The 20538-nt window shown below is 66.9% G+C and carries 20 protein-coding genes and 1 pseudogene; 8 read left to right on the top strand and 13 right to left on the bottom strand.

Annotated elements, in window-relative coordinates; genetic code table 11:
- Nucleotides 1-106 precede the first annotated feature (106 nt).
- Nucleotides 107-439, top strand: a complete 333-nt coding sequence (locus Ssi02_RS23080) for an STAS domain-containing protein (RefSeq protein WP_204029058.1) — start codon at nt 107-109, stop codon at nt 437-439.
- A gap of 336 nt (nt 440-775) precedes the next feature.
- Here Ssi02_RS23080 and Ssi02_RS23075 read toward each other — a convergent pair whose 3' ends face one another.
- The 9 genes from Ssi02_RS23075 to Ssi02_RS23035 form a co-directional block, all read right to left on the bottom strand.
- On the bottom strand, nt 776-1750 hold the full coding sequence (locus Ssi02_RS23075; RefSeq protein ID WP_204029056.1) for a UDP-glucuronic acid decarboxylase family protein: 975 nt from the start codon (nt 1748-1750) through the stop codon (nt 776-778).
- 16 nt (nt 1751-1766) lie between these two features.
- On the bottom strand, nt 1767-2582 hold the full coding sequence (locus Ssi02_RS23070) for a glycosyltransferase family 9 protein (RefSeq protein ID WP_239129425.1): 816 nt from the start codon (nt 2580-2582) through the stop codon (nt 1767-1769).
- 195 nt (nt 2583-2777) lie between these two features.
- Entirely contained in the window at nt 2778-3458 is a 681-nt protein-coding gene (locus Ssi02_RS23065; protein WP_204029052.1) for an SDR family oxidoreductase, read from the bottom strand.
- 133 nt (nt 3459-3591) lie between these two features.
- Complete coding sequence (locus Ssi02_RS23060; RefSeq protein WP_204029050.1) at nt 3592-5382, bottom strand: PfkB family carbohydrate kinase; 1791 nt, start codon at nt 5380-5382, stop codon at nt 3592-3594.
- On the bottom strand, nt 5379-5930 hold the full coding sequence (locus Ssi02_RS23055; RefSeq protein WP_204029048.1) for a D-sedoheptulose-7-phosphate isomerase: 552 nt from the start codon (nt 5928-5930) through the stop codon (nt 5379-5381). The genes Ssi02_RS23060 and Ssi02_RS23055 overlap by 4 nt, the downstream gene beginning before the upstream one ends.
- Before the next feature lie 4 nt (nt 5931-5934).
- Complete coding sequence (locus tag Ssi02_RS23050; protein WP_204029046.1) at nt 5935-7128, bottom strand: glycosyltransferase; 1194 nt, start codon at nt 7126-7128, stop codon at nt 5935-5937.
- Nucleotides 7125-7913: a glycosyltransferase family 9 protein gene (locus tag Ssi02_RS23045; RefSeq protein ID WP_307825761.1), complete on the bottom strand. Its 789-nt coding sequence runs from the start codon at nt 7911-7913 to the stop codon at nt 7125-7127. The genes Ssi02_RS23050 and Ssi02_RS23045 overlap by 4 nt, the downstream gene beginning before the upstream one ends.
- Before the next feature lie 293 nt (nt 7914-8206).
- The gene (locus Ssi02_RS23040) at nt 8207-9247 is read right to left on the bottom strand and encodes a glycosyltransferase family 2 protein (RefSeq protein WP_204029043.1); all 1041 of its coding nucleotides are present in this window, start codon (nt 9245-9247) and stop codon (nt 8207-8209) included.
- Nucleotides 9244-10884, bottom strand: a complete 1641-nt coding sequence (locus Ssi02_RS23035; protein WP_204029537.1) for a carbamoyltransferase family protein — start codon at nt 10882-10884, stop codon at nt 9244-9246. Before Ssi02_RS23035 ends, Ssi02_RS23040 begins: the two co-directional genes overlap by 4 nt.
- 140 nt (nt 10885-11024) lie before the next feature.
- Between Ssi02_RS23035 and Ssi02_RS23030 the strand changes: the two genes are divergently transcribed.
- Together Ssi02_RS23030 and Ssi02_RS23025 are read left to right on the top strand one after the other, a co-directional pair.
- Nucleotides 11025-11579 (top strand): D-glycero-alpha-D-manno-heptose-1,7-bisphosphate 7-phosphatase, encoded by a 555-nt coding sequence (locus Ssi02_RS23030; protein WP_204029041.1) that lies wholly within the window; start codon nt 11025-11027, stop codon nt 11577-11579.
- A complete protein-coding gene (locus Ssi02_RS23025; protein WP_204029039.1) occupies nt 11576-12535 on the top strand; it encodes a glycosyltransferase in 960 nt (319 codons plus the stop codon). Before Ssi02_RS23030 ends, Ssi02_RS23025 begins: the two co-directional genes overlap by 4 nt.
- 148 nt (nt 12536-12683) lie before the next feature.
- On the opposite strand, the gene Ssi02_RS23020 is transcribed toward Ssi02_RS23025, so the two are convergent.
- Together Ssi02_RS23020 and Ssi02_RS23015 are read right to left on the bottom strand one after the other, a co-directional pair.
- On the bottom strand, nt 12684-13481 hold the full coding sequence (locus Ssi02_RS23020; RefSeq protein ID WP_204029535.1) for an SDR family oxidoreductase: 798 nt from the start codon (nt 13479-13481) through the stop codon (nt 12684-12686).
- 928 nt (nt 13482-14409) lie between these two features.
- A complete protein-coding gene (locus Ssi02_RS23015) occupies nt 14410-14745 on the bottom strand; it encodes an STAS domain-containing protein (protein WP_239129423.1) in 336 nt (111 codons plus the stop codon).
- Between the two features lie 329 nt (nt 14746-15074).
- On the opposite strand from Ssi02_RS23015, the gene Ssi02_RS23010 reads away from it, so the two are divergent.
- Nucleotides 15075-15575: a hypothetical protein gene (locus Ssi02_RS23010; RefSeq protein ID WP_204029038.1), complete on the top strand. Its 501-nt coding sequence runs from the start codon at nt 15075-15077 to the stop codon at nt 15573-15575.
- Nucleotides 15576-15725: 150 nt separating this feature from the next.
- Here the strand turns inward: Ssi02_RS23010 and Ssi02_RS23005 are convergent, their stop codons facing one another.
- Nucleotides 15726-16172 (bottom strand): SRPBCC family protein, encoded by a 447-nt coding sequence (locus tag Ssi02_RS23005; RefSeq protein WP_204029036.1) that lies wholly within the window; start codon nt 16170-16172, stop codon nt 15726-15728.
- 340 nt (nt 16173-16512) lie between these two features.
- On the opposite strand from Ssi02_RS23005, the gene Ssi02_RS23000 reads away from it, so the two are divergent.
- From Ssi02_RS23000 to Ssi02_RS38845, 3 genes are read left to right on the top strand one after another with little or no spacing between them, the layout of a single operon-like run.
- Complete coding sequence (locus Ssi02_RS23000) at nt 16513-17256, top strand: class I SAM-dependent DNA methyltransferase (RefSeq protein ID WP_204029034.1); 744 nt, start codon at nt 16513-16515, stop codon at nt 17254-17256.
- 39 nt (nt 17257-17295) lie between these two features.
- Nucleotides 17296-18300: an iron-containing redox enzyme family protein gene (locus Ssi02_RS22995; RefSeq protein WP_204029032.1), complete on the top strand. Its 1005-nt coding sequence runs from the start codon at nt 17296-17298 to the stop codon at nt 18298-18300.
- Nucleotides 18300-19391 carry a glycosyltransferase family 2 protein gene (locus Ssi02_RS38845; RefSeq protein WP_239129422.1) on the top strand — a complete coding sequence of 364 codons (1092 nt, stop codon included), beginning with the start codon at nt 18300-18302 and terminating at the stop codon, nt 19389-19391. The genes Ssi02_RS22995 and Ssi02_RS38845 overlap by 1 nt, the downstream gene beginning before the upstream one ends.
- Here Ssi02_RS38845 and Ssi02_RS39630 read toward each other — a convergent pair.
- A pseudogene (locus Ssi02_RS39630) lies at nt 19355-19477 on the bottom strand (hypothetical protein); the annotation flags it as partial. The gene Ssi02_RS38845 and the pseudogene Ssi02_RS39630 sit on opposite strands and share 37 nt — an antisense overlap.
- Nucleotides 19478-20386: 909 nt before the next feature.
- Here Ssi02_RS39630 and Ssi02_RS22980 point away from each other — a divergent pair.
- Nucleotides 20387-20536 carry a GPGG-motif small membrane protein gene (locus Ssi02_RS22980; protein ID WP_204029026.1) on the top strand — a complete coding sequence of 50 codons (150 nt, stop codon included), beginning with the start codon at nt 20387-20389 and terminating at the stop codon, nt 20534-20536.
- Nucleotides 20537-20538 lie beyond the last annotated feature (2 nt).

The following is a 20538-nucleotide window of genomic DNA, read 5'->3' as shown; positions in this document are numbered from 1 at the left end:
AGGGTCCATGTGGAGGTGCAGTGTTGCAGTCGCCCGCGCAGTGGGATGTGGAGGGCCACCGGCTCCAAGCAGAGTGGAAGATGCGCGCTCTTCTGCGGAGATTCTGATGAAAGCATTGGGAGTTAAGATAGCTTATTATCCGGGATTCTGCCTGCTGGTGCTACGAGGCGACCTGGAGGAGCTGTCGGCGCCCATACTTTCTCTGGTGGTGGAGGAGGCGCTGGAACACAGCAGTCGAATCGTGGTGGACGCCGCCAATCTCGACTCCTGCGACTATCAGGGGACCGCCCTGCTGGCTGCTATGCATCGGCGCGCAGAGGTCGCCGGTGGCGGGCTCTCGCTGGCTTTCGCCCACGGGTCATTGAAGAGGCTGCTGGAGTTCGATCGAAGAAACGGAAGCGGGCCGGGCACCGAATTGGTCACCACTTTGGACTGGTAGCGGCTAATGTCCCATTAATCACTGGTGTGCTGTCTCGTCAATATCAATCTCATGCAGATCGCTGTGAACATCAAACTATTAGGTCGGACGGGCTGCCAGGGTAGCCGCCACCGTCCATTTCGCCGATAGCGCGGAATCGGCGCCGGTGCTCGTCGAGTCGCTCATGGAGCGTGAGCTCCGTTCGCAGCCCGGACGGAGCTCACTATTTGCGAGTTTAGCCCCTCCGGCCCTAAGGATGTGGGAGGCAGGGCAAAACTGGAGTGGCGCCCGGCAGCGTCGAAGAGGTTCCGTCCCACCTAATTCGCGAAGACACCTACGGGCCGCTGCTCCTCGTTCCTAAAAGGCCGTTGACGTGCTCCATGTTGGCTTTGCCTCCACGCCCGCCGCCTCCTCGGCGAACCAGCGGATCGTACGGCGAAGCCCGGTAATGGGATCTACCTTAGGCCGCCATCCGAGTAGCGTCTCCGCCAGCGTGGTATCCGGACGGCGTACCGCCGGATCGTCGACAGGGCGTTCGACGAACCGTATGGGCGAGGACGATTCCGCCAATTCCCTAATGATCGTCGCAAGTTCGATCATGGAGACTTCCGTGGGATTGCCGATATTGACCGGTCCGGAGACATCGCTGTCGACTAGAGCGAGAATTCCGGCGGCTGTATCGTCGACATGGCAGATGGAACGAGTCTGCCGTCCGTCGCCGGCAACTGTGATCGGCTCGTTGGCGAGGGCCTGATTGATGAAGGTCGGGATAGCTCTCCCATCGTGCGGACGCATTCGAGGACCGTAGGTGTTGAAGATCCGCACAATGCCCGTGTCGACGCCGTGGGAGTTGCGATATGCCGTGGTCAGCGATTCCGCGAAGCGCTTGGCCTCGTCATACATGCTGCGAGGTCCGATAGGGTTAACGTTGCCCCAATATGTCTCGCGCTGAGGATGTTCCAGCGGATCACCGTACACCTCGCTGGTCGAAGCCAGGACGAATCTGGCTCCCTTCTCTCTGGCGAGCCCCAGCGCGTGCAACGTGCCTATGCTGCCGACCTTCAGGGTTTCTATGGGGTAGCGCTGGTAATCGAGGGGAGAGGCCGCAGAGGCGAAGTGCATCACCAAGTCCACGTCCCCAGGGACATGGACGAAGCCCGTAAGGTCGCATTCCAGAAGCTGAAAACTTGGGAGGCGCAGCAGATGTTCGACGTTGTGCGGCGACCCGGTCAGAAGACTGTCCATGCAGATCACTTCGGCACCGCGCTCGACCAGGCTCTCGCATAGATACGATCCCAGGAAACCGGCTCCTCCGGTCACGACGGCCCTCATAAGCTCCCCCTCGTCGTCAGGCTGGACGGTTGATCCCGCTCGACGTGCGGCGGCGCCTCTCACGGGGCAGTGCCGTACATCGAGGTTCCATGAGTTCCGATGCCGCGGCCATCACCTCCTCCACATCAATGCGCAGTAGACCCTCGTCGATGTATTTCCCGTGGGGGTCACCCTGCTTTCCCGCCCACAATGCGCGGTGGGGCCCGCCGGGAGGCGGTCCCCACCGGGAGGGCGAGACCGGACCGAAGAGCACTACCGACGGCACGCCGAGTGCGGAGGCGAGGTGCGCCACTCCGGTATCCCCGCAGATAACAAGCGATGCCGATCCGACGATTGCCGCCAGGGTCGTGAGATCCGTCAAGCCCGCCATCACGCACTGTCGCGGCAGTCCGGCCAGATCGGCGACGGAGGATCCGATGTGGTGCTCTGTCGACGACCCGGTGATCAAGATCGCTGTTCCGTATCGCGCGTGCAGGGCAGTGGCGACCTCCGCGAATCGTTCTGCGGGCCAGCGCCTGGCCGCATATGCCGCTCCCGGATGGATGACCACATGGCCGGCCGACCGCCACGGCGGTGGGGGGATAAGAGCCAGCTCCTGTGGATCGGCAGGAACGCCGTGCCAGTCCAGGAGGGCACACCAGCGGTTCACTTCATGCGTTTCCTCGCGCCACACCGGCCCCGTGATCCAGGGGCGGCTCGGGTGAGAGTGGCTTATCAAGCGCGTCGGCCGGGTGCTTATCAGCGCGTCGACGCTCTGAGGTCCGGCGCCGTGCAGGTTGACCGCGATCTCGGGCCGCTCGCAGGCTATCGGCCCCAGTCTCGGAAGGTGCAACAGCTCATCCACACCCCCGATAAGCGGCAGCAAGTCTGCCAACGCTCGCGGTGCCGCGAGGACGAGGCGATGCGAAGGGAAGGCCCGTCTGACAGCGCGCAGCGCTGGCACAGCCGTGAGAAGATCACCGAGCCCCAGCGCCCGAAGCACCAGCACCGCAGGCCGGGTGTCGGCCTCTCCCCTTGGACACATCGCCTAAGGCCACGATGTTTCGTTGGATGGGCAGACGACCAGCTCGCGAACCTCACATCCCGGCGGTTGGGCGAGTGCGAACACAATCGCCGCCGCGACGTCCTCCGGCTGGTTCAGCCGGGCATCGGCCGCTGGTTTGTACTTCTCGTCGCGCCCGTCGAAGAACGGCGTGTGCATGCCACCGGGCACCAGCAGAGTAACCCCGACGCGCCCTGCGAGCTCTGCCGCCAGCGCCCGGGTGAACCCCACTACTCCGAACTTGGCGGCGCAATATGCGGTCGCATCACCGACGGCACGCAGTCCGAGGGTGGAGGCACACGTCACCACTCGCCCACTGGAGCGCATCAGGTACGGCAGGGCCGCGCGCACCACCGACACGGTCCCAACCAGGTTGACGTTGATTACGCGTTCCCAGGCCGCCGGCGCCACGTCCTCGAGCGGCCCGCAGGCATCGATGCCCGCGGCTGTGACCACCCCGTCGAGTCCGCCGGCGCGTTCGGCCAGTTCTCCGACCGCGTCCTCCGCTCGACGCCGGTCGGAGACGTCCGCGATCACGTACTCGAGGCCGTTGGCAGGCGGCCGCACGTCGATCACCAAGGCTCGTCCTCCGGCCTTCTCGACGGCTGTGGCGGTGGCTTTCCCCAGCCCGGACGCGCCTCCGGTGATCAGGATGTTTCCTACCATCGACTTCCCCCTCGACTTCAGCTGTGTGAGCCCGAGGCCACGGCCTCGAATCTGCGGAACGACTCCTCGGCTCAACAAGACCGGCGCGAATGCCGCCGGCCCCATCGGCTCGCGTTGGATCGGCCGCTCACCGTCAACGGGCGGCTTGCACCGCTGCGATGAGCTTTGTGGTGGAGTGGCCGGGGAGGCAGGGCAATATGACGATCTCCCCTCCGACGGCACCCACGATCGGTGCTTCCGGCAACCCCTGATCGTGATAATCGCCCCCCTTCACCCACACGTCTGGACGTATACGTTCGATCACCTCGCACGGAGTCGTCTCGTGAAAGATCAGCACGGCGTCCACGCAGCAGAGGGCGCACAGCATCTCGCTGCGGTGCTGCTCTTTCACGATCGGTCGGCTATTCCCTTTGAGCTGCCTGACCGATGCGTCTGAATTAACGCAGACGATCAGAGCGTCTCCCAAGGCTCGCGCACGGCGGAGAAGGCTCAGGTGGCCGGCGTGGAGCAAATCGAAGCAGCCGCCCGTCGCCACGACTCTGCCCCCTTCGGCGCGAACCTGGTGCAGCACGTCAGCCGCCGAACTCAGCGGCGACGCCGCATTTGTGGTGGCCGACTCCGAGGTACGAAAGGAAGCGCCGAGACACTCAAGATCGGTGCCCAACCCCTTCGAGAGGGCGTTATCGCCTCGGACATCGGGCATCGCCTGCGGCGCGCCTATCGGCGTGGAAACTCGGCCGCCCCCAACGCGCTCGTTCTGCAAGTGCTCGCCACGAGGAGGACGATCTCGCGTCGTTCGGAGGTCGTGCGTCTCAGGCGGATCCACCAAGTCGCGTGGGGCGACGGCGTCGAGCCGCACGGCCGCCGCTCCTCCGCGCTCCACGAACCCGGCCGCGTCCTCCACGGCCCCTTTCACCGCCTCCTCGGCGGCGCACCCCTTGCCCAGCGCCAACGCGGCCGATACGGCGAAGCGGTCGCCCGCGCCGCAGGTGTCCTGGCCGGATACCATCCGATGGGGGCGGAACCGCGATGAGCGGTTACCCCTCCGTGAGAGGACAGCGCCATCACCTCCAAGCGTCACGGCGACGGATTCGACGTCGAGTTCCCTGACGAGACGGCGGACGGCGCGTTCGGGGGAGACATGCTGACCCCCGCACATCGCCTCCGCCTCGGCCTCGCTCGGTGTGACGAGTGTGCATCCGCGGGCCGGCGGCCCGCCTCGCGGATGGGGATCCCAGATCACCGGCACCTCGATGTCGTCGAGAAGGCCGCGGCACAGATCGGCCACCCCCTTTCCGTAGTCGGAAACAAGGATCGCCGAGGCGCTTTTCAACGCCGCGACAACGGCGTCGCCGACCCGTCCGTGATCTGCCTCACCGTTGACTCCGCTTTTCCGTCTCGCGGACTCCGACGGGCCGGCGTCGCTCCATGCGGCCATTCCGGGGTTGGCGTATGTAGACACCCCTTCGCCTACCGCACACTCGCCAGGGTCCTTTCCACCTTGGGACGCAGTGTTCTTGACGATGTAGCCGCCCGACCCGAGAGGAGTGAGACAGAACCCGGCTTCACACGTATGCGCTCGCCCATCGCCGGTGTCCACACGCAGGAGCGTTTGTCCGCGCACTCGAATCCGCGTCTTGCGAACGGTAAGGCCGTGCAGCGGTAGCCGTACGACTTCCACATAGGCCGAAAGCAGATCGGCGAGGCAGCGTCCGGCGGCATCGTCTCCGATCGCGGTGACCAGAATGACGCGGGCGCCGTCCTGCGCGGCCAGCAAAGCCGCCAGCCCAGCGCCACCCGGGCGCCGGTGCTCGATGTGGCCGTCGACAACGGGTACGGGTGCGTCAGGGCACAGACGCTCGGAGTCGCCTTCCAGGTCGACGTCAAGAAGGGAGTCTCCGATGACGATAAGGGGCCCGTTCATGACAGCGTCCGATCCACCACATCGCACAGCATGTGGATGAGAACAAGGTGGATCTCCTGCACGGTGGCCGAGTCGCCGGCAGGTACGGCGAGAGCGTCGTCACACATGGCGATAAGCGGATTCGGTGCCGGCCCGGTCAATGCCCACGCCGTGACGCCGATTTCGCCGGCGGATGCGGCCGCGGCGAGTACGTTAGGGCTCTTCCCGCTGGTTGACAGACATAGCAGCACATCGTCGCAGCGTCCATGAGCCAGGACCTGCCGGGCATACACCTCTTCCATCCCGTAGTCATTGCCTATCGCGGTGAACGATGAGGTGTCGGCGTGCAGAGCGATCGCGGAGTAGGCGCGGCGCTCGCATTTGAAGCGACCGACCAGTTCGGCCGTGAGGTGCTGGGCCTCGGCCGCCGAGCCGCCGTTTCCACAGGCGAGGAGCCGCCCGCCGCCGCGCAGCACGGCGGCGAGCTTTCCGCCCCATGCCTCGATCTTGCCGGTCTGAGCGTCGACCGCGGCGAGGGCGTCACGTAGCTGGATCAGGTGGGTGTGCATCTGCCTATCCCTCCGCCGCGGCGAGCTGGTCGGCTGATGTCGCGAGCAAAGCCTTGTAAGCGTGCTCCGTGCGCTCGGCCACTCGAGGCCAGCCGTATCGAGCACGGGCGCGCCGCACACCTGCCGCTCCCAGCCGGGCACGGAGATGAGCGTCGGCCAGTAGATCGTTCAAGGCTCTGGCCACCAGCTCAGGTTGCCGGGGAGGTATGAGAAGGCCGCAGCCGGCCACCGTGTCAAGATGACCGCCGACGGCGGACGCGACCACCGGAACACCGCAGGCCATGGCCTCCACCGGCACTATGCCGAACGGCTCGTACCACGGAACGGTGACCAGCACGTCCGCGGACCGCAGGAGCTTTGGCACCTCGTTGTGGGGTACGCTTCCTACGAACCGTACTCGGTCGCTCACCCCGTGAACGGCGGTCAATGCGGCGAGCCGTACATATTCCTCGTCGCACGGTTCTCCGCCGACGATCATGAGCTCCGCTTCCGGCACATCGCGCAGCGCGTGAATAAGCGTGTCGAGGCCCTTGCGGGGCACCATGCGGCCGAGGCTGAGAATCCGAGGCCGCTCCCCTTTCCAGGCGCACTCACCGCGAGGTTGAAAGCTGCTGAGATCGACTCCGCATGGAACAACGACCACTCTGTCTTGCGGAACTCCCATCACCGATAGCTCCCGCACCTCGTCGCTGCAGGTCGCGATGATCGCTCCGGCGTGCCGCCCGACATGCTCTTCGAGGGCCATTCTCTCTGGCGGGCTCGTATCGGCGTCTCCCTGCCAGCGGCGTTTGACCGTGGCAAGGGCGTGGAAGGTCTGGGCGACGGGCACGTCGACCTTCTGCGAGGCCGCCAGAGTGGCGACGCCGCTCATCCAGAAATGCGCGTGGGCGACATCGGGCGTCCACCGCGACCAATGGCGGCCGAGTTCCGTCGCGAAATCGGCCATGTGCGGAAGGAGATCGTCTTTTGGCACCGCCTCAGGAGGCCCGGCGGTGATATGCCTGACCGTCGCTCCAGGTGCCATCGGCACGTTGTGGGGCTCGACCTCGCTGGTGCGTCTGGTGTAGACCACTACCTCATGGCCCCGTTCGGCCAACGCGGCGGCCAATGCGGCGACGTGGATGTTCTGCCCTCCCGCGTCGACCCCCCCGACCGCGGCCAGCGGGCTCGCGTGCTCAGATATCAGAGCGATTCTCATCGCACCCCCTCGTTCGCGATCTCGTTCACGCGGTGATTCGCGGCGTCGAGGCGGATGACCGCCTCGACAACCTCGTCGGGGGTCACTGAGGAAAGACAGGGATGGCCTGGCACGGGACAGAGCCGGGCACGGCTGTTCCGGCACAGTGCGTGCTGGTTTCCGAGGACTACCGCGGGCACTCGATAAGGCGCCCATCTTTCGGCGGGCACCACCGGTGCGAAAAGACTCACCACAGGTGTGCCGACAGCCGCCGCAAGGTGAGCGGGCCCCGTGTTCGCGGCCACGACCGCCTGCGCCCCGTCGATGACCGCCGCCAACTCGGCGAACTTCGTCCGTCCGCCGAGGTCGAGAGCGCGTGTGCCGGCGACCACTGCGGTCAGGACACGTTCGTCGGTATTCCCGGTCACCACGACGCGCTTCCCACGATCGGTGAGAAGACGCACCACCTTCGCATAGGAGGTGGGGGACCACGCTCTAGCAGGGGCCGACACACCCGGATGAACCACTATGTAGCCACGAGGACCGGTAAGGCGCTGGACTTTGGGAAGCGGTCTGCGTACGGCCAGAGCCCCGTCATCGCCGATCGGAAGGTCGAAGCCCGCCGCCTTGACGAGGTTCAGCATCCTTTCCGCTTCGGGAACGTCCACACTCTCGTCAACTGTAAGACGGACGTTGAGCAGTGATCCCGGATAGTCGCCGCTTATAGCGGCGATCTCCGGTACGCCGGCCAAGCGCAACAGCAGGGAGAGCGGCAGGGCCGATTGGTGAAACGAGGTGAAGATCAAGGCTAGCTCCGGCGCTTTGTCTCTCACCAATCGGATCAACTTGCTCGCTTCGCGGCCGCTTACCTCCGGTGGCGTGTACCCCACCCATGGCGCATCCCACGTGATGATCTGGTCTACCCCTGGCAGGAGAGCACCGGCGGCGCTGCCCCTCGTTCCTGTGAGCAGCACTATCCGCCGAACCCCCGCCGCCACTGCTCGGACCGCCGGTCCGGCGAGCAACACGTCTCCCGCGTTGTCGAGTCGAGCGATGAGCACCGTGCCTCTCGCTCTCTCCCCGGCGGGCTCGGAGCCGGTCAACGTCGCACTTTCCACTCGCCGTACAGTCGCCATGCACAGGCGACGGGCGGGATGACCACGCTGGTGACCGCCATGCGTGCGACCTCCCCGGCTGTACGGGGGCCCGGCGCGATGCGCGTCCACGCGAACATCGCGGTGTATGCCAGCCAGGTCAGACCGGAGCCCACTCCGAGCGCGACCAGCACAGGGGCGGCGGTGCCCGTTCCACGCCCCTTACCTATGAGATCGCCGGCTTGGCACACGGCCAAGGTACGGCGCAGCCGTACCTTGGCCGCGCTGAAGAGAGCGAAGGCGAGTATCGAGGTCATTCCCGACGCGGTCGTCAGCGTGTGCCGGCGAAGGCGTCCACGCGCACCACCGATGACGTCACGCCAGGCAGGGCCGTAGCGGTGTCTCATCAACGCGTCGTCGGCGTTTCCTCGCTGAAAGCGGACACTGGCCCAGAACCCGTCCCGGCGCACGGGGTGGCTGCTCACCCGCCGCCCCTTGACCAGGCGGTAGCCCATCGCCTTGACCCGCAGGGCGAGGTCGGCGTCCTCCCGGTAGGCGCGGGGAAAGCACTCGTCGAATCCGCCGGCATATTCCAGCACTTCCCGCCGGTAGGCTATGTCCGCGCTGATCCACTTGGCAGTGGCCAGTCCGGCGGTATTGCGCTCGGCATCTGTGGGTGCACGATCCCTCGGGAGCGGCACCACGATCCGTGCCTGACTGGCGCCGATCTCCTCGGGCAGCCCGGCGAGATCTGTGTGAAGGGTCCACCGCCACTCGGGCGACGGCACCACATCGTCGTCGAGAAACACCACCCACGGCGTTCCGGCCGCTCGCCAGCCCACGTTGCGCGCGGCTGCCGGGCCGCGCCCCCCGGAGCGCAGCACCTTCGCCCATTCGGGGACGGGCAACGGCTCGGCGGTGCCGTCCGGCCGATCGTCCACTACGAATACCTCGGCGAGGGCCACTTCATTCCGGTCAGGGGTCAGCGCGGCGAGGGTGCGGGCCAGAGAGGCGCGCCCGACAGTGGGAATCACAACGGTGATCACGTTGAGAAGACCTCCGCCCGGCGTACGACAAAGGGGCCGATCGCAAGGACGTCCACCGGGGCTGCACCAAAACACTCCAAGGCGTCGCGCGGATCGTCGACCATGGGTCGGCCCGCCGTGTTCAGGCTGGTGTTCACGAGGACGGGCAAGCCGGTTCTTTTATCGAACTGCTCCAATGTCCGCGCAAGCAACGGGTCGTCGGCCCTGTCCACCGTCTGCACCCGTGCGGTGCCATCGACGTGGACAACAGCGGCGATCCGGTCTCGCCACTCGGGCCGCACGTCGTGCACAAAAAGCATGTACGGGCTGATCTCGGGTCCGCGTTGGAAGATCTCCTGCGCGCGCTCCATCAGCACCATCGGGGCGATCGGACGGAACTGCTCACGTCCTTTGACTTGGTTCAACCGTTCCGTGTTGGCCGGACGTCCCGGATGTGCCAGCAGAGAGCGCCGACCAAGTGCTCGCGGGCCGTATTCACTGCGCCCCTGAAACCATGCGACGATCCGGTCGGCAGCCAATTCTTCCGCGACAACGGCCGCTAGGTCGATCGGCCGCTCATATGCCACACACGCGTTCGAAAGCCATCGCGCGAGTTCGTCGTCGCTCCACCCTCGCCCGAGATCGGCTCCCCGCATGGGACCGGCTCCCTCCCCGACGCACTCGGACAAGTGGAGCGCGCCGCCAAGAGCCGTTCCCGCGTCTCCGGCGGCGGGCTGCACCCAAAGGTCGGAGAAAGGTCCCTCCACCAGCAAGCGTGTGTTGGCGACGCAGTTGAGGGCCACGCCCCCTGCCATCGTCAGGTGTCTTTCGCCAGTTTGCTTATAGAGCCATCGGGCCAGATCAAGGAGCACTTCCTCAAGGCAGGCCTGCACACTGGCCGCGAGATCCGCGTGATCGGCGCTCCAGCGCTCGCCTGGTCGCAGGGCCTTGGCATAGCTCTGCCAGTCGATCGGCTCGACGCGAAAGCCGCCGTCCTCGGTGGCGTAAACAAGTTCACGTAGTTTCGGCAGATGGCGGGGCTCGCCGTATGAGGCGAGTGCCATCACCTTGTATTCGTCGCTGGAGCGAGTGAAGCCGAGGTATTCGGTGACCTCTTCATACATGAGGCCGAGGGAATGTGGAAGCTCCTGGGCCGCGAGGATGGTGAGCTTCCCGTCCTGGTAACGGCCGGCCAAATGCGAGACCGCCTCGCCCCTGCCGTCGCAGACCAACACGGCCGAATCGCGGTACGGCGCGGCCAGCCCGGCGGAAGCCGCGTGGGCGATGTGGTGGGGGACATAGCGCACGCGCCCGGGGTCCAACCCAGGCAAGACTCCTGCGAGGAAGTTTGGGGCGCGGCGGGCATAGGTGGTGCGAAGCTCTTCCCAGCCTGGATCCTGGCCGTCTCCGCCGTGCCGTACGAGATCCGGGTCATAGGAGTAGGCGACCGCGTCCAGATCTTCCGGCCGCAGCCCTGCCTGATCCAAACACCATGCCGCGGCCTTCTCGGGAAGCTCCCATGCCGAGAAGGGGACGGGCCTCTTGCCGTGTTTGCGGCGAGAGAATCGTTCCTCCTCGGTTGCGGCCACGATTTCTCCGTCTACTACAAGCGCGGCGGCAGGGTCGTGAAAGATCGCATTGATGCCTAGAAAGCGCATTTCACCCACCTCTCGCCGAGTCCTTACGGCGTACCGCCGGTGAACTCCCGCAAACACCCCTTTTCCAATAAGAGGGCGAAGTGTGGCCCCAAAGTAGGGAACCATAACTCTGTGTAGTCGTGTGATGTTCGGGAGAGGACATGATTCGTGCGTGCGGCGAAATGATCGGCTCGCGATCTCGAAGGCTCCCTGCGGCCGTGCTTTTCGATCGCGACGGAACGATAATTGAAAACGTCCCGTATAATGCGGATCCAAATCGAGTGAGACCGATGCCGCATGCGGCAGCAGCTCTGCGGCTTCTCCGCCAAGCGGGGATTCCCCTTGGCGTGGTCACTAATCAGTCCGGCGTGGCACGCAACTTGTTCAGCATGACCGCCCTGGAACTGGTCAATGCCCGAGTAGAGGAGCTTCTCGGGCCTTTCGACGTCTGGGCGGTATGCCCTCACCGGCAAACCGATCTCTGCCTCTGCCGAAAACCCCTCCCCGGCCTTGTCCAGCGCGCCGCCGCCGCCTTGGGCGTACGGCCACGCCATTGCGTTGTGATCGGCGACATCGGGCGTGATGTAGAGGCCGCCGCGGCGGCCGGTGCACGCGGAATCCTTGTGCCGACGGCAGAAACACTCCCGGACGAGGTGCTCGCCGCTCGCGAGGTGGCTCCTGACCTGTTGTCCGCGGTTGGGAGGGTGCTCGGATGAAGGTGCTTCTCTGGCATGTGCACGGCTCTTGGACCACTTCGTTCGTGCAAGGCGGGCACAGCTATGTGGTGCCGCTCACCCCGGAGCGCTGCGCGGACGGCCGCGGCAGAGCGCGCACCTTCCCCTGGCCCGCCTCCGTCCGGGAAGTGCCCTGGGACATGCTTGGGAACGAACAGGTCGACCTCGTGGTCCTTCAGCGCCCCCACGAGGCCGAGCTGGTCCACCGCTGGCTGGGGAGACACCCGGGCACAGACCTGCCCGCCGTCTACGTCGAACACAACACGCCGGCAGGCGACGTCCCCGCCACCCGTCACCCCATGGCGGACAGGGATGACATCCCACTGGTCCATGTCACCCACTTCAACCACTTGATGTGGGACTCTGGCCGTGCATGCTCTTATGTCATCGAGCACGGCGTGCGGGATCCCGGCCACCGATACACCGGTGCCCTGCCACGTGCGGCCGTGGTGGTCAACGAGCCGGTGCGTCGCAACCGCGTTACGGGCACTGATTTGCTTGCGGCCTTCGCGGCCAAGACGCCACTGGACATTTTCGGCATGAAGGTCACGGGCTTGCCATACAACACCTTCGACGACCTTCCACAGCACATGATGCACGAGAAGTTGGCACAGCGGCGGGTTTACCTCCATCCCTATAGGTGGACATCGCTCGGGTTGGCGCTGATCGAAGCCATGATGCTGGGAATGCCGGTTGTTGCCTTGGCGACGACCGAGGCCGTTGAAGCAATTCCGCCCGGGGCTGGCGTGCTTTCTACGTGTGTGCCCACCTTGGTCGACGCCCTGGCGGCCTTCGCGACCGATTCCGCCCTGGCCGCCGAGGTTGGAGCCGAGGCGCGCGCCGCTGCCCTGGCCCACTTCGGCCTCAGCCGCTTCCTGGACGATTGGGACAGACTGCTGACCACCCTTGTGCCTGACGCGGCGCAACGCAGCCTTTAGGCATGCTTGAAAATATGTGCCTACTTCCACGAATGCAGGCGGCCAACACCGCTCTGCCGTAAAAATTGGTGGATTTCCGCCTCTTGGCGGCCCGCTCGGCGAAGCTGACGGTGAGCCGGGCCGATCGTGTGGCACCCCCAGGATGGGCCTAACCGGGCAGGGTTTCCCCGCCGACCGGGGCGAGGATCTCGCCGGTGTAATACGACGAGAGCCGGTCAGAGGCGAAGAAGACATAAGACGGTGCGATCTCATCGGGGTCGGCGGCCCGCTTCATCGGCGCCTGCTCGCCGAACTTCTCCACCTTCTCCTCCGGCATGGTGGAGGGGATCAGCGGAGTCCACACCGGTCCCGGCGCGACGGCGTTCACTCTGATGCCGCGCTCCAGCAGGTTCTGCGCCATCGAGTAGGTGAAGGCGTTGATCGCGCCTTTGGTGGCGGCGTAGTCGATAAGCGACCTGTTGCCGCGCAGGCCGTTGATCGAGGAGGTGTTGACGATCGCCCCGCCCTCACCCAGGAACCGCAAAGCCGCCTTGGTCACCCGGAAGTAGCTGTGGATGTTGACCGCGAACGTGTGCTCCCACTGCTCGTCGGAGAGCTCCTCGAGCGACTCCACCGGAGCCTGGTAGGCCACGTTGTTCACCACAATGTCCAGGCCCCCCAGATCGGCGGCCGCCCGCTCCACCACCGATGCGCAGTGGCCGGCATCGGCGAGATCGCCGGGGTAGAGCCGGCAGCGCCGCCCAGCCTTCTCCACCAGGCTCCTGGTGTGCTCGGCGTCCTTGTGCTCGCTGAGATAGGCGATCGCCACGTCGGCTTCCTCCTTGGCGAAGGCGACGGCGACCGCCCGCCCGATCCCGGAGTCGCCCCCGGTAATCAGCGCGCGCTTGCCCTTCAGCAGGCCTGTGCCGGTGTAGTCGCGCATCTCGTCCCGCGGCTGCGGCGCCATGGGCTCGGTCTCGCCCGGGCGCGGCTGACGCTGCGCCGGCGGGGTGCTGTCGGTGTCTTCTGGCATATTCGGACGCTACCCACCACGTCCCAGGCCACCCCTTTTCGGCACGGGGCCGACCGCACCGGGGACCGCCGGTCCACACCTTGCCACGCAGGTAGCGCTTGGATATGGCCGGTCAGCCGGGCACGACGGCGAACTCATCGCCGGTGCTGCTCAGCCGCCATCGGGCCCGAGCAGCCATCCCTCCGCACCTACACGCCAAGGATCGAACACCTGAGGGGGTGCCGCGCTGCCTGCAGCGGTGGCTGGAGCAGGTGATGGGCCTGGCCAGCGCCTTCCTGAGCGTCCGCCGCCCCGCACCCGCACAGAACTTTGGGCCCCGGGTGAGGACGCAAAGCCGCTCCAGGAGGGCGGACGCTGCTGAAGCTCCCGCCTGCCTGCTGATCTGTCCGCTCCGGATCCCGTTTTGACCCTGCAGGAGGTGTGCGGCGGCCAGGCCGGGGGCAGGGCAGCCAAAGCAGGCGCGGGCCACGGCAAGACCGTCCGCCGGACCCGCCCCTGCCACACTCCGCCGGCCAGGAGCGCCGGAAAGGAGAACGGAAGGAGAGGCTGGACCAGCCAGACCGCCCGCGGCAAGACCGCGACTCGGCGATCACGTGCGATGTGGCGCACGTGCTGCTGGGAGTCTTCGCACTGATGTTCCTGCTGACGTTCCTGATCGGCCAACGGTGGTTAAGCGCCGTGCTGGTGGTGCTCGCGATGGTGGTCAACATGGCGTTGGCGGTGCGCCGCCGACGCCGCTCGGGCGGCGCCTCCAGCTCCGGCCCGCCGGCCAGCCGCCCTTCCGGCACGCGCGCAAGGCCCAAGAGACCAGGCAGCCCGCCCACACCGGCACCTGAGACCGGCGGGCGGGGCCTTTCGGGGTTCACCAGTCCAGCGCCACCAGCTCGGCGTCGGCCGGGACCACACGGCAGGCCTGTCCCGTGCCGACAAGCCGCCTCACCTGGCCGTGCACGAACGCCAGCCGCAGACTCCCCCCGGCCGCGGCGGCGCGGTCGCGGGCGGCCAGCAGCGCCTCCAGGCCGGCCCAGTCGCAGAACTCCAGACGGGCGGCGTCCACCACCAGACGGACCCGGCCGCCTTCCAGCGCCTGGGCCACCAGGTACTCCACCAGCGCGGCCGACTCCATGTCGAGCTCGCCCCACAGCGAGATCACGGTGCACGGCCGGTAGTCGGCGACGGCGGCCAGCAGACGAGACACGGGCCCTGCCCCCTTCTCCATGCGGGCGGGGCGGGAGAAGGCCTGATGTCCGCCGTGCCCTCTCCCGCCTGGTCCCGCGACCACTGCTTCTGCCAGGGTAGGCAGGCCTCGCCCCTACCTGCGAGAGCCGGTAATACGACCGGAACCCGCATTTGACCAGTTCAAGGGCATACCTCCCGCAGGGACGGGCATGGCTTTGCACGGTGGCCACCCCTTTTGCAGGGTGGCCGTCCGCATGCCGCGCCGCTACGGCGGCGGATCGCCAAGGCCGCGTCCAGACGTACACACGATCATCCCGGTCCTCACGGTTCGCGCTTCCAGGGATCATCGTGCCGGAGTCGGGTGACCGGTCTCCCGGGCCCGATGCCGGCCCGCCCTCCTGGACTTCCTGCCCGAGCCCGGCTCCTGCCGCGGCGGCTGCCTTTTACGAGGCCAAGTACGACGGCTACCGGGCCGTGGCCTACATCGGTGAGCGCTGGGTGCGGCTGGAGTCCTGCCGCGGAGCGCCGACGACGGCGGGCTGCTGGGCGTGGTCGGCCGCACCAGCCGCCTGCATTAGGAGCCGGGCGGCGGATGTGGCTGCGCTTCTGCGCCCCGCCGAGGACGCTCACCCGTGGCCGGAGCTGCTCCCGCCCGGCTGGGCAGCCGGCCTGTTCCGCAGGGCCGACCCGGTCGCCTACGTGCGGGTGGAGCCTGAGCCGGTGGTGGAGGTGCCGGCCGATCTGGCCCGCGAGCACGGCCGCTGGCGGCATCCGCTGCGCTATCTGCGACCGCGCCCGGATATGTGCCGTGGGGCGGTGCCCCGCGGCACCGCGATGAAGTACATCTAGCTGCTGCCGACCATGTCTACTCGCGGCTTGGAGCGCTGCACCGTTTCACCGGGGTGAGGCATCTGCGTGAAGTCCCCCGCCCTGGATGGTGCCGGAGCAGGGCCGCCGGCGGCACCCCTGAGGCCCTCGGCGGCCCTGCCCCGGCACCGGTCACATGGCGGGAGGGACCGCGACCTCGCCGCGCTGCTCGACGAAGTCGGCGAAACGCCGCAGGTCGCCTTTGACCTTGCGCAACAGCAGGTCGGCGGCGTCGGCGGTCTTGTCGGCCGGTCCTTGCGGGTCGGTCTGGATCTGCAAGGTGACGCGGGTGCGGCCCTCGCCCAGGGGCTGGAAGGTGACGATGCCGACGTGCCGGGGGCCGCTCACCGAGACCCACGCGATGCACTCGTCGGGGCGCTGCACGGTGATGCGGGCGTCGAACTCGCGCTCGGCCCCGCCGCCACCGAGCTTGATCCTCCAGTGGGTGGTGGCGTCGCCGTGCTGGACCACGGACTCCACCCCTTCGACGAAGTGGGGGAATGCCTCGAACCGGGCCGCGTGGTTGTAGGCGGTGCGCACCGGAACGTCGACGTCGACCGACTGGGTGATGCTGCCCACAGGCGATTCCTTTCTCTGTATGTGGTCAAGGCCGCGGCGGTGCTCCGCCGCGACCCTGTCAGGTTGTCCCGATACCCGCCCTTTTGGGGGTTTATACCGATTCCGTTCCGTGCCCGCCTCGGCTCGCGCCGTCCGGCACAGCGGCCTTCCAGGTGACCGGCATGGCCAGTCGGGTAAGGCCGGGACCGGCAGGCCGGCCGGGGGCACGGCACCGGGCCGGCATGGCCCTCATCTCCCCCCGGGTCCGATAAAGCCTTGCCCTTCCACGGTACGCCCGCTGTTTTCGCCTTTCCTTCCAAGGGCAGGCCACCCCTAATTGCAATGAGGAACGGGGGCTCCCATGGCGCAGGCGTTCGACGCATCCGCTTACGGCCAGGCCATCGCCGACGTCTACGACGACATCTACAGCGCCATCATTCCTGAGGGTTCCACCGCTTCGGCGGTAGACCGCCTGCAGGAACTCGCCGAAGGCGGCCCGGTCCTGGAGTTCGGTATCGGCACCGGACGGCTGGCCCTACCGCTGGTGAAGCGCGGACTGACCGTCGTGGGCATCGACGGTTCCACTGACATGGTGGATGAGCTGCGCGCCAAGCCAGGCGGGGAGGAAATTCCCGTGACGATGGGCGATTTCGCCACCACGAGGGTACCGGGCGAGTTCAGCCTTGTCGTGCTGGCCGTCAACACGATCTATGCGTTGCCCTCTCAAGACGCCCAGATCGGATGCTTCCGCAACGCGGCCGCTCATCTGCGGCCGGGCGGCCGCTTCGTGGTCGAGGCATGGGTGCCCGACATTGCGAGCTCCTGGGCCGGTACGGCACTGCGCCTGCTGGTGGTAGGTGAGCGGAGGGTGCTTGTGGAGGCGGCGCGGCTCTCACGCGCCGATCAGATGATGCACACGACGAAGATCGACATGACTGCTGATGGCCTGCGGCTGCTACCCGCCAACCACCGATACGCGTGGCCGGCCGAACTGGACCTGATGGCACGGTTGGCGGGCATGGAACACGAGCATCGCTGGGCCGACTGGTGCCGCACCCCGTTCACCGACGACAGCAGGGCCCATGTGTCGGTCTACCGCCTTTGACCGATGCTACAGACCCTCTCATTCTTCTGGAGACGCCCGATGCACCTGCCCTTCCCCCGAGGTCCCGTCACCACCATGCTCGCCGAACGGCTGACGCGCCCGCCGCACGAATTCCGGCCGCCCCCGCTCTCGGGCGATGCGGCTCTCGCGGACGAGGACGAGCAGCTCGCGCTCTTCATCTGCTACGAGCTGCACTACCAGGGCTTCTCCGAGGTGAACGACCGATGGGAGTGGGAGCCTTCGCTGCTCGCCACCAGACAAGTGCTGGAGCGGCGATTCACCTACGCCCTCACCGAAGCCGTGGCCCGCCCGGCCGTGCCTGCTTCCACCCACATACGGCGGGCCTTGTCGGAGCTGGTGGCGGCGGCCGACGAGGCCCCTTCCCTTGCCGCGTTTCTGGAGAAGAAAGCGGATGCGACGCAGTTCCGTGAGTTCATCGCGCACCGGTCGATCTACCACCTGAAAGAGGCCGACCCTCACACGTGGGGGATTCCCCGGCTGACCGGCAAGGCCAAGGCCGCCCTCGTGGAGATACAGGCCGATGAATATGGCGGAGGATCACTGGATCGGATGCACTCGGAGCTGTTCCGGGCCACCATGCGGGGCCTCGGCCTCGACGACACCTACGGCGCCTATGTGAACCGAGTTCCGGCGCTCACCCTGGCGGCGGCCAACGTCATCTCGCTGTTCGGCCTGCACCGCCGCCACCGCGGGGCCCTGCTCGGCCATCTCGCAGCCTTCGAAATGACCTCCTCGCTGCCCAATCAGAAATACGCGCGCGGTCTGCGGCGGCTCGGCGGCGATGAGTCGGCCTGCCGATTCTTCGAAGAGCATGTGCAGGCCGACGCCGTACACGAGCAGATCGCCGCTCACGATATGTGCGGCGGGTTCGCCGAGGCGCACCCCGAACTCGCCGGCGACATCCTGTACGGCGCGGCCTGCGCTCTTTTCCTCGACCGGCTCTTCAGCGACCATCTCCTGGACGCCTGGGCGCGCGGCACCACATCGTTGCTGGAGGAAGCCTCCCCTGTGGGCGGCCCGTGATGGAGCTCGACTACGTGCTACCGCTGCGCTGGCGCGATGACTCCGGCCTGATGGAGCTGACCGGCTATCTGAGGTGGTTGAGCCGCTCCGTACAGGTCATAGTCGTCGACGGCTCGCCGGCGCCGCTGTTCGAACGGCACTCCGAAACGTGGGAGGGGTTCGTACGGCATGTGCGCCCGGACCGGGACCTGCGCTTCGCCAACGGCAAAGTCAGCGGAGTCATCAGCGGGATGCGCCGCGCACGCGCGGAGCGTGTGATCGTCGCCGACGACGACGTCCGGTACGGCGAAGCCGAGCTCGCCAGGATGCACGCCCTCCTGGCGACGGCGGACCTGGTCAGGCCGCAGAACTACTTCCACCCGCTTCCCTGGCACGCCCGATGGGATACGGCCCGTATCCTCCTCAACCGCAGCATCGGCGCAGACTATCCCGGCACCTTCGGAGTGCGCCGGTCGACCTTCCGGAGAATGGGAGGCTACGACGGTGACGTCCTTTTTGAGAATTTGGAGCTGATTCGCACCGTCCGCAGCTTCGGCGGCCGCGAGCACCGCCCCCTTGGCCTCTATGTGCGCCGCCTGCCGCCCGATGCACAAAGATTCCGGTCCCAGCGGGTGCGACAGGCATACGACGATCTGGCCCAGCCTGCCCGCATGCTGGGCTTCCTGGCGCTCCTGCCCGCCCTCGCCGTCTGTCTCCTGCGCCGACGATGGCGAGCGGTCCTGGCCTTCAGCGCGCTGACGGTGGGTGCAGCCGAGATCGGCCGCCGCAAAGCCGGGGGCCGGCAGGTCTTTCCCGCTGGCACATCGCTGTTCGCGCCGCTTTGGATGCTGGAGCGCGCGACCTGCAGTTGGCTGGCTCTGTGGGCTCGGCTTTTCCGGGGCGGAGTGCCTTATGCGGGCCGGCGGCTGCTGGTCGCCGCACATTCGGTGCGCTACCTGAAAAGACGGTTTCAGTCGGCGGACTCGGGCTCTCCGGCGGCCTGGAACCCCGCCGCCTTGTGCGAACCGTCGCAGAACGGCTTGCGCGACGAAAGCCCGCAGCGGCACAACGCCACGGTCGCCCTGCCGGGGTCGATCGTCTCCCCGTCTTGAGTGACCAGCGTGAAGGCGCCCCGCACGAGCAGGGGGCCATCCTCACACAGCGTTACTGATACACGTTTGTTCGCCTTGCGGCCCATAGCTGGGACTCTGCCCCCGAGGTCTGGCAGGAAACCGTTCCGTCGTCTGCGGCCGGCGACTCCATCGCCCGCCGAAACCTCGGCAAGTCCCGAGCCCGCCGCGAAAGCGGCGTCCCTCGCGCGACAAGACCATCGCCTTCGGCCGCGATACGACGGCAAGATGATCCGCGGCACGCGCAAAGCAAGTCTCGGGCAACCACCCGCACACTCTCCATCCGGGAGTCGACCGCATCGGGAATCACCATGCCCGCCTGCACACCGCTGCGCAGGTAGCCGATCGAGGTGACGCAGACGTTCGCCCCGGCGGCCATCGCCCAGCTCGGCAGGCCGGGGTGGAACGGCAGGTGGGCCCCCCAACGCCTCGTCCACGATCACCGGCTCGCCCTGCTCATGGCAGATGCGGGCGAGGGTCGCCAGGTTGGCGCATGTGCCGTACGGGGTCGGGCTGACCACCAGGGCCACTTTGGCGTCGGGGTGGGCGGCGAAAGCGACCTCGAAAGTGGCCGGGGACGGCGGGTGCGCCAGACGCAAGCCGGCGTCCCACTGCGGGTCCACCTACACCGGCTCGATCCCGGACAAAATCAGCCCGGCGACGACCGACTTGTGGGCGTCCCGGCCGACCAGCAGCTTCTCGTGCGGGCTGGCCGCCGACAGCAGATGCTGTGGCTTTCCGACTCCTTTGGACTGCGCACCGAAGCTCTGCGGTCCTGCCCTTGCAGCACCGCAAGGTCACAGGGCACCCACGAAGAGGTGAGCGGTGAGCGTGACGGGACAGCACCCGCCATAGAACGTGTCCGCCTGTCAGGCTCGGTATGTCCGGGCCCTGCCTGATGCGTCGGTGGGCATCGGTGCGCGGTGTTTGGGACCGGTTTGCGAATGGTGTGCGGATCGGCGGGCATAGGGCCTTCTATGGGTACTTTGCTATGGATTCTTGCTGCGGCCCTGGTCATCGGGGGCGTCTACGTCCTGGTCGCACGCCGACAGGTCCTCTGGGGGATCGTTCTGATCGTTGTGGGACTGCTCGTCGGTCCGGGCGGAGTAAGCATGTTCGACGTGTGAGC

Source organism: Sinosporangium siamense (genome assembly GCF_016863435.1).
Taxonomy (GTDB): domain Bacteria; phylum Actinomycetota; class Actinomycetes; order Streptosporangiales; family Streptosporangiaceae; genus Sinosporangium; species Sinosporangium siamense.
This window is presented reverse-complemented; position numbering and strand designations above follow the sequence as displayed.

Excerpts from the sequence above, each read along its gene's own strand:
- Ssi02_RS23080 (WP_204029058.1), top strand. The coding sequence starts at position 107 with ATGAAAGCATTGGGAGTTAAGATAGCTTATTATCCGGGATTCTGCCTG.
- Ssi02_RS23075 (WP_204029056.1), bottom strand. The coding sequence starts at position 1,750 with ATGAGGGCCGTCGTGACCGGAGGAGCCGGTTTCCTGGGATCGTATCTA.
- Ssi02_RS23065 (WP_204029052.1), bottom strand. The coding sequence starts at position 3,458 with ATGGTAGGAAACATCCTGATCACCGGAGGCGCGTCCGGGCTGGGGAAA.
- Ssi02_RS23060 (WP_204029050.1), bottom strand. The coding sequence starts at position 5,382 with ATGAACGGGCCCCTTATCGTCATCGGAGACTCCCTTCTTGACGTCGAC.
- Ssi02_RS23055 (WP_204029048.1), bottom strand. The coding sequence starts at position 5,930 with ATGCACACCCACCTGATCCAGCTACGTGACGCCCTCGCCGCGGTCGAC.
- Ssi02_RS23050 (WP_204029046.1), bottom strand. The coding sequence starts at position 7,128 with ATGAGAATCGCTCTGATATCTGAGCACGCGAGCCCGCTGGCCGCGGTC.
- Ssi02_RS23035 (WP_204029537.1), bottom strand. The coding sequence starts at position 10,884 with ATGCGCTTTCTAGGCATCAATGCGATCTTTCACGACCCTGCCGCCGCG.
- Ssi02_RS23030 (WP_204029041.1), top strand. The coding sequence starts at position 11,025 with ATGATTCGTGCGTGCGGCGAAATGATCGGCTCGCGATCTCGAAGGCTC.
- Ssi02_RS23025 (WP_204029039.1), top strand. The coding sequence starts at position 11,576 with ATGAAGGTGCTTCTCTGGCATGTGCACGGCTCTTGGACCACTTCGTTC.
- Ssi02_RS23020 (WP_204029535.1), bottom strand. The coding sequence starts at position 13,481 with ATGGCGCCGCAGCCGCGGGACGAGATGCGCGACTACACCGGCACAGGC.
- Ssi02_RS23000 (WP_204029034.1), top strand. The coding sequence starts at position 16,513 with ATGGCGCAGGCGTTCGACGCATCCGCTTACGGCCAGGCCATCGCCGAC.
- Ssi02_RS22995 (WP_204029032.1), top strand. The coding sequence starts at position 17,296 with ATGCACCTGCCCTTCCCCCGAGGTCCCGTCACCACCATGCTCGCCGAA.
- Ssi02_RS38845 (WP_239129422.1), top strand. The coding sequence starts at position 18,300 with ATGGAGCTCGACTACGTGCTACCGCTGCGCTGGCGCGATGACTCCGGC.
- Ssi02_RS22980 (WP_204029026.1), top strand. The coding sequence starts at position 20,387 with ATGGGTACTTTGCTATGGATTCTTGCTGCGGCCCTGGTCATCGGGGGC.